Consider the following 7,807-nt stretch of genomic DNA (forward strand, 5'->3'; position numbering starts at 1 on the left):
GACCGCTACCGACATGGCCTCGTTGATCAAGAAGGACGCGTCAGGCGACACCGCTGACGGTGACGCGAATCTCTTGATCAACGAGGCCATCGGCGTCCCCGGGGGAATCGGGGAACCCGCCCGGCAGGGGCGCGCAGCCGCCTACGACGCGTTCCTGCGAGGGCTCCTGCCGGCGCGGGACGGGGTGGCACTGCTTGCCGTCGGGGGGCTGGGTCGGCGGCAGTGCGCCCCGTACAGCGATCTCGACCTGGTGCTGCTGCACGCCGGGGTGCCGGGCACCGACGAGTTGGCCGCCTCGATCTGGTACCCGATCTGGGACGCCGGTCTGCGACTCGACCACTCGGTACGCACCGTCTCCGAAGCGCTCTCGGTGGCCCAGGACGACGTCAAGGTCGCCCTCGGGCTGCTCGACGCCCGACTCGTCGTGGGCGACCAGGGGCTGGCCGACGCACTGATCCGCACGGCCGCCGACCACTGGCGGCGCACCGCCGTCCGGCACCTGCCCGGCCTGCGGGAGGTCACCGAGGCACGCTGGCAGGCCCACGGCGAGCTGGCCTTCCTGCTGGAGGGCGACCTGAAGGAGGCCGCCGGTGGCCTGCGCGACGTGGGTCTGCTGCGGGCGATCTCCGCCGCCGGCATCACCGACGCGCTGCGTCCCGCCGTACGCGCCGCCCACCTGCGCCTGCTGGATACCCGGGACGCCCTGCACCAGCAGGTCGGCCGGCGGGTCGATCGGCTGGTCGCCCAGGAACGCGACGGAGTGGCGGCGCTCCTCGCGTTGGACGACGGCGACGCTCTCCTGCGCCGGGTCGCCGGTGACGCCCGCACTGTCAGCCACGCCCTGGACGATGCGTTCCGCGCCGCCGACCGGCTGCGCTCCGGCCGGTCCCGAGGTGGCAACGGCCGCTCCCCGCGCCGGCCGGTGGCCCGGGACGTGGTCGAGCACGACGGCGAGCTGGTGCTCGCCCGCACGGCGATCGGGGCCCGCCCCGACCCGAGCCTCTCGCTGCGGGTGGCTGCCGCGGCGGCCACGACCCGCCTCCCGATCGCCCGCGCCACCTGCGAGTGGCTGGCGGCCTACTGCCCGCCGCTGCCCGCGCCGTGGCCGGCCGAGGCCCGCGCCGCGCTGACCACCCTGCTCGGCGCCGGTCCCGGTCTGGTGCCCGCCTGGGAGACCTGCGACAGGTACGGGCTGGTCGACGGCTGGCTGCCCGAGTGGACGCGACTGCGCAGCCTGCCCCAGCACAACCCGGTGCACCGCTACACCCTCGACCGACACCTCGTACAGACCGCGTACGAGGCCAGCCGGCACTCCCGCGAGGTGGAACGCCCCGACCTGCTGCTGCTCGGTGCTCTCCTGCACGACATCGGCAAGGGCCTCACCGGTGATCACAGCACCGTCGGGGTGCCGGTGGCCCAGGCGGCGGCGACCCGGATCGGTCTGCCCCCCGGCGAAGTCGAGCTGATCGGCACGCTGGTCCGGCTGCACCTGCTGCTGCCCGACGTGGCCACCCGCCGAGACCTGGCCGACCCGGTCACCATCGCCTCGGTGGCCGAGGCGGTCGGTGACACCGGCACCCTCGACCTGTTGCACGCCCTGGTCCGGGCCGACGCGGCGGCGACCGGGCCGGCGGCCTGGTCGGACTGGAAGGGCCGACTCGTCGCCGAGCTGGTCGCCCGGGTCCGCACCGCACTCGACACCGGCGTACTGCCCGAGCCGCCGGCACCGGACCCGGCACTGCTGGCCGGGCCACTGCCGGTCGTCCACCTGACCGGCGACCGGGTGTCGGTCGCCGCGGCCGACCGGCGGGGCCTGCTCGCCACTGTCGCCGGCTGCCTGGCCCTGCACCGGCTGGAAGTGATCTCCGCGGACGCGTCGGTGGTCGACGGCCGGGCCCTTGTCGAGTGCCGGGTGCAACCCCGCTACGGCCTGGCGCCGGATCCGGTACCGCTGCGTGCCGACCTGCGCCGGGCGGTCGGCGGCGACGTGTCGGTAACCCAGCGACTACGTGGCCGGGCGCTGGCCGCCCGAGGCAACGGTGCCGCTCCCCGGGTCGTCTGGCACCGCGAGGCCGCCACCGACGCCGTGCTGCTTGAGCTGCGCGCGGCCGACGCCGCCGGCCTGCTCTACCGGGTCACCTGCGCGCTCGACGAGGCGGGCGCCCTGGTCCGTGCGGCGCGCATCTCCACGCTCGGTGCCGACGTGGTGGACGCCTTCTACCTGGTCGGCGGCTGGCCGGACGACGAAGCCCGAGCCCGTCTGGAGGCCGCAGTCCTGGCCGCCGTCTGATCCGCGTCGGCAGTCCCACCCGAGCCGTGCCAGCGGGGCGGAGGTGTGGCGGGGGGTACGTCCGGGGGCGTAGCGGAGGTGTCGCCCGCAGGCGCACGTCGGGGGGCGTCGGCGCGGGCAGAATGACGGCCATGCGAGGGAGCGGGCGGTGGCGATGGCCGGAGCTGGCCGCCGACACAGTGCTCGCGCTGGCGCTGCTCGGGTTGGGGCAACTCGCCACCGGCCTGGCCGGGGACAACCAGCCGGGGTCGACGCCGGTGGACGGGTTCTGCCGGCTGCTGATCGCGGTCGCCGCGCTCGCCCTGCTGGCCCGTCGGCGTGTCCCGGTCAGCGCCCTCGCCCTGGTCACCGTTGCCGTCACGACGTACCTGGTGCGCGGCTATCCGTACGGGCCGATCCTGCTCACCTTCCTGGTCGCGGTGTACACGGTGGCGGTGCGGCTGCCGGTGCGTCCGGCGGCGCTGGCCAGCGGCGGCGCGTTCGTGGTGTTGCTGACGCACGTCTTCTGGTCCCTGGGGCCGGCCGAGGGTTGGACCGGAGTGCTCCCGGCGGCGGCCTGGGTGGCCGTACCGTTCGCGGTGGGGGTCGTGCTGCGGGTCAACCGTGAGGTGGCGGCACGCAGCCGGGCCGAGGAGGCCCGCGGTCGCGCCGAGGAGGCCCGGCGGCGGGCCGACGAGGAACGGTTGCGGATCGCGCAGGAGGTGCACGACGTGGTGGGGCACGGTCTGGCCGCGATCAGCATGCAGGCGGAGATCGCCCTGCACCTGCTGCCGAAACGACCGGAGCAGGCGGAGACCGCGTTGACCGCGATCAGCCGGACCAGCCGTGAGGCGCTCGACGAGCTCCGGGTCACGCTGGGCGCGGTGCGGCAGGGGGCGGAACGCGAACCGGTACCCGGCCTGGCCCGCCTGCCGGCACTACGCGACCGGCTCGCCGGGGCCGGGCTCGTCGTCGACGTACGCGTGGTCGGCTCCCCCCGGGAGCTGCCGGCCGCGCTTGATCTGGCCGCGTACCGGGTGGTGCAGGAGGCGTTGACCAACGTGCTGCGCCACGCGGGGGTGGCGAACGCGGAGGTGACTGTGCACTACCGGGCCGATGAGCTGACGGTCGAGGTCACCGACCGGGGTACGGGCGCCAGGGACGCCGGCACCGATCCGGCCGACGGCGATCGCGGGCACGGGCTGGCCGGGATGCGGGAGCGGGTCGCGGCGCTGGGCGGGTGGTTGACCGCCGGGCCGCACGACGGTGGCGGCTTCCGGGTGTACGCCCGGCTGCCCGTGGGGCCGGTCAGGTGATCCGGGTGCTGATCGCCGACGACCAGGACCTGGTCCGGCTCGGTCTGCGCGCGCTTGTGGAGAGCGAGGACGACCTGGCACTGGCCGGCGAGGCGGCCGACGGGCTGCGGGCGGTCGAGCTGGCGCGGCGGGAGCGACCGGACGTGGTGCTGATGGACATCCGGATGCCCGGCATCGACGGCATCGAGGCGACCCGGCGGATCGTCGCCGACCCCGACCTGACCGGTACGCGGGTGGTGGTGCTGACCACCTTCGAGCTTGACGAGTACGTCTTCGACGCGCTGCGGTACGGCGCGAGCGGATTCCTCACCAAGGACACCCGACCGACCGAGCTGCTGCGCGCGATCCGGCTGGTCGCCGAGGGGGAGGCGCTGCTGTCGCCGTCGGTGACCCGTCGGGTGGTGCGGGAGTTCGCCACCCGGCCGTCGCGGGTGCCGCGCCCACACCCTCGGCTGGACACGCTCACCGACCGGGAGCGCCAGGTGGTCGGCCTGGTCGGTGAGGGCCTGAACAACGAGGAGATCGCCGCCCGGCTGGTGCTCAGCCCGGCGACCGCGCGTACGCACGTCAGCCGGGCCATGGGCAAGCTGGGAGCCCGGGACCGGGCCCAACTCGTCGTGTTCGCGTACCAGTCGGGGTTGGTCCCGGGGTGAGGCCGGGCCGCCAGCGGCCCGGTGGCCGGGCGGCTACCCTAGCGGTGGCCGGACTCCGCAGTGCCGGCCGGGTTGTGCCCGCCGGAACACTGACAAACGGGATGTTCGCGTGTTTGACACCTTGAGTGACCGCCTGTCCGGGATCTTCACCAAGCTCCGCGGCAAGGGGCGGCTCACCGACGCCGACATCGATGCCACGGCGCGCGAGATCCGCCTCGCGCTGTTGGAGGCGGACGTCGCGCTGCCGGTGGTCAAGGGCTTCATCGCGGCCGTCAAGGAACGCGCCCGCAGCTCCGAGGTCTCCCAGGCGCTGAACCCGGCCCAGCAGATCATCAAGATCGTCAACGAAGAGCTGATCAACGTGCTCGGCGGCGAGGGGCGGCGGCTCCAGTTCGCCAAGCAGCCGCCGACGGTGATCATGCTGGCCGGCCTCCAGGGTTCCGGTAAGACCACCCTCGCCGGCAAGCTGGCCCGCTGGCTCAAGGGCCAGGGGCACCAGCCGCTGCTTGTCGCCGCCGACCTCCAGCGCCCCAACGCCGTCGGGCAGCTCCAGGTGCTCGGTGGTCGGGCCGGCGTCGAGGTGTACGCCCCGGAGCCCGGCAACGGCACCGGCGACCCGGTGCAGGTGGCCCGCGCGTCGATCGAGCACGCGAAGCGGGCCGCCCGCGACATCGTCATCGTCGACACCGCCGGTCGCCTCGGCATCGACGCCGAGATGATGCAGCAGGCCGCCGACATCCGTGACGCCGTGCAGCCGGACGAGGTCATCTTCGTCATCGACGCGATGGTCGGTCAGGACGCCGTGCGCACCGCCGAGGCGTTCCGCGACGGCGTCGGCATCACCGGTGTGGTGCTCTCCAAGCTCGACGGCGACGCCCGTGGTGGTGCCGCGCTCTCCGTGCGCGAGGTGACCGGGCAGCCGATCCTGTTCGCCTCCACCGGTGAGAAGTTGGAGGACTTCGACGTCTTCCACCCCGACCGGATGGCCAGCCGGATCCTCGGCATGGGCGACGTCCTCACTCTGATCGAGCAGGCCGAGCAGGCCTTCGACTCGGATCAGAAGGAGAAGATGACCGCCAAGCTGATGGGCGGCGAGCAGTTCACCCTCGACGACTTCCTCGACCAGCTCATCGCGGTGCGGCGGATGGGTCCGATCGCCAACGTGCTGGCCATGATGCCGGGCATGGGGCAGATGAAGGACCAGCTCGCCGAGCTGGACGACAGCCACTTCGACCGGGTCACCGCGATCATCAGGTCGATGACCCCGGGCGAGCGCACCAACCCGAAGATCATCAACGGCTCTCGTCGGGCGCGTATCGCGAACGGCTCCGGGGTCACCGTGATGGACGTCAACCAGCTGCTCAACCGCTTCGCCGACGCGCAGAAGATGATGAAGCAGATGGGCGGCATGATGGGCCTGCCCGGCGGTGGCCGACGCAAGGCGACCAAGTCACCGAAGAACAAGCGAAAAAACACGAAGGGCTCGCAGCGTTCGCGGGGCGCGGGGCAGAGTGGTGCCGGTCCGCGCATCGGTGCGGGCGGCTTCCCGGCCGGCATGCCGCAGCTCCCGCCGGGAATGGACCCGAACGACCTCTCCGGCGCTCAGGGTCTGCCACCAGGCTTCAAGCTTCCGAAGATCGACTTCAACAAGCTCGGCAAGGGCGGCGACAAGGGCCCGCGCTGACGCGTGTCAGTGACGGCGGGCGACCGATCCGGCGCTTAGGGTGATGTCGCCCCCTGGAAGGAGATGTCATGACCGCGGCCCCGATCCTGCCCGAACGGCACGAGTGGACGGTCGACGACCTCGCTGGCCTGCCGAAGGACCTTCCGTACGAACTGATCAACGGAAGGTTGATCGTGCCGTCGCCGACTGCCGTGCACCAAGATCTCTGTGTTCGACTGCTGCTGGCCGTCGAAGTCAACTGCCCGCCGGAATACCTGGTCAGCATCGACCTGTCCATGCGGGTCGACCGGCGCAACGAGCCGCGCCCCGACGTGGTGGTCATCCGCCGCAAGCACGCCGGCCGGTCGCCCGTCCCGGTCGAGGACGCCCTGCTCGCGGTGGAGGTCGTCTCGCCGACCTCCACCTTCCGCGACATGTACGACAAGGCGAAGGTCTACGCACACGCCGGGATCCGGTCCTACTGGGTGGTGGACCCGTCGCAGGAGCGCGTCACGCTGACCGAGTACGCGCTCGGCGCCAACCGCGAGTACGAGCAGGTCGCCCACACCGAGGACCTGTTCGTCACCGAGCAGCCGTGGAAGGTCTCCGTCGACCTGCCCGCCCTCACCGCACGGAAGAACGACCTGCTCGCCCCCGACGAGGAGTGATCGGGTAGGACTGTGCGCATGGCTCTTCATGTGCGCGGTGTACTGCTCCCCGACGACGAGGTCCGGGACCTGTGGCTGGTCGGCGACCGGGTGACCTTCACCCCGGTGCCCGGGGCGGAGACGGTGGTCGACGGCGGGTTCGTGCTACCGGGGCTGGTCGACGCGCACTGCCACATCGGCATCGCCCGCGGTGGTGCCCCGATCACCTCCCTCGACCAGGCCCGCGCGCTGGCCCACCTCGACCGCGACGCCGGCGTGCTGGCGATCCGCGACGCCGGCTCGCCGTACCCGTACCCCGAACTCGACGACGAACCGGACCTGCCGCGACTGGCCCGCGCCGGCCGGCACGTCGCGCCGCCGAAGCGCTACCTGCGGGACATCGGCGTGGAGGTCGACGCGACCGAGGTGGCCGCGACGGTGGCGGAGCAGGCGCGGGCCGGCAACGGTTGGATCAAACTCGTCGGCGACTGGATCGACAGGGGCGTGGGCGACCTCGCGCCCGCCTGGGACGCGGACACCCTCACCGCCGCCGTGCGGGCCGCCCACGACGCCGGGGTACGCGCAGCGGTGCACACCTTCTCCGAGTCCGCTGTCGAGATCATGGTGCGCGCCGGGGTGGACTCGGTGGAGCACGGCACCGGGCTCAGCCTCGACCTGATCGACGAGATGGCCCGGCAGGGCACCGCACTCATCCCCACGATGATCAACATCGCGACCTTCGGAGCCATCGCCGAACAGGCGCGAGGCAAGTTCCCCGGGTACGCGGAACACATGCTCGCCCTGCGCGACGGTTTCCCCGAGGTGGTGCGCGCCGCACACGAGGCAGGTGTGCCGATCTACGTGGGCACTGACGCGGGCGGGGGCATCGACCACGGGCTGGCCGCCGAGGAGATGCTGCTGCTGCACGAGCAGGCCGGCCTGGCACCGATCGACGTGCTCGCCGCCGCCTCCTGGGGCGCCCGGGAATGGCTCGGCTTTCCCGGGCTGGTCGAGGGCGGCCTCGCCGACCTGACTGTCTACCCGGAAGACCCCCGCCGCGACCTGCGCGTGGTCCGTGCCCCGTCCCGCACGATCCTGCGCGGCCGAGTACTGCGCTGACGCAGCGCCGGCCCCGCTGGTCCCGTCACGTCACGTCGCCCCGGAGCCGCGCCGCGCTGGGCCGCGCCGCGCTGGGCCGCGCCGCGCTGGGCCGCGCCGCGCTGGGCCGCGCCGCGCTGGGCCGCGCCGCGCTGGGCCGC

General features: G+C 73.2%; 6 protein-coding genes. All 6 read left to right on the forward strand.

Translation table 11 applies throughout. The features are described 5' to 3' along the window. Nucleotides 1–13 precede the first annotated feature (13 nt). The 6 genes from AB0B86_RS16090 (at nucleotide 14) to AB0B86_RS16115 (ending at nucleotide 7,667) form a co-directional block, all read left to right on the forward strand. Nucleotides 14–2,290, forward strand: a complete 2,277-nt coding sequence (locus AB0B86_RS16090) for a [protein-PII] uridylyltransferase (protein ID WP_357418382.1) — start codon at nucleotides 14–16, stop codon at nucleotides 2,288–2,290. A 131-nt stretch (nucleotides 2,291–2,421) separates the two neighbouring features. Next, nucleotides 2,422–3,585: a sensor histidine kinase gene (locus tag AB0B86_RS16095; RefSeq protein ID WP_357411740.1), complete on the forward strand. Its 1,164-nt coding sequence runs from the start codon at nucleotides 2,422–2,424 to the stop codon at nucleotides 3,583–3,585. Further along, on the forward strand, nucleotides 3,582–4,238 hold the full coding sequence (locus AB0B86_RS16100) for a response regulator transcription factor (protein ID WP_357411741.1): 657 nt from the start codon (nucleotides 3,582–3,584) through the stop codon (nucleotides 4,236–4,238). Before AB0B86_RS16095 ends, AB0B86_RS16100 begins: the two co-directional genes overlap by 4 nt. 109 nt (nucleotides 4,239–4,347) lie before the next feature. Then, entirely contained in the window at nucleotides 4,348–5,922 is a 1,575-nt protein-coding gene (ffh, locus tag AB0B86_RS16105; protein ID WP_357411742.1) for a signal recognition particle protein, read from the forward strand. A 68-nt stretch (nucleotides 5,923–5,990) separates the two neighbouring features. Beyond that, nucleotides 5,991–6,569 carry a Uma2 family endonuclease gene (locus AB0B86_RS16110; RefSeq protein WP_357418385.1) on the forward strand — a complete coding sequence of 193 codons (579 nt, stop codon included), beginning with the start codon at nucleotides 5,991–5,993 and terminating at the stop codon, nucleotides 6,567–6,569. Nucleotides 6,570–6,587: 18 nt separating this feature from the next. Next, nucleotides 6,588–7,667, forward strand: coding sequence for an amidohydrolase family protein (locus tag AB0B86_RS16115; RefSeq protein ID WP_357418387.1), 1,080 nt, complete (start codon nucleotides 6,588–6,590; stop codon nucleotides 7,665–7,667). Nucleotides 7,668–7,807 lie beyond the last annotated feature (140 nt).

Source organism: Micromonospora sp. NPDC049047 (assembly GCF_040649135.1).
Lineage (GTDB): Bacteria > Actinomycetota > Actinomycetes > Mycobacteriales > Micromonosporaceae > Micromonospora.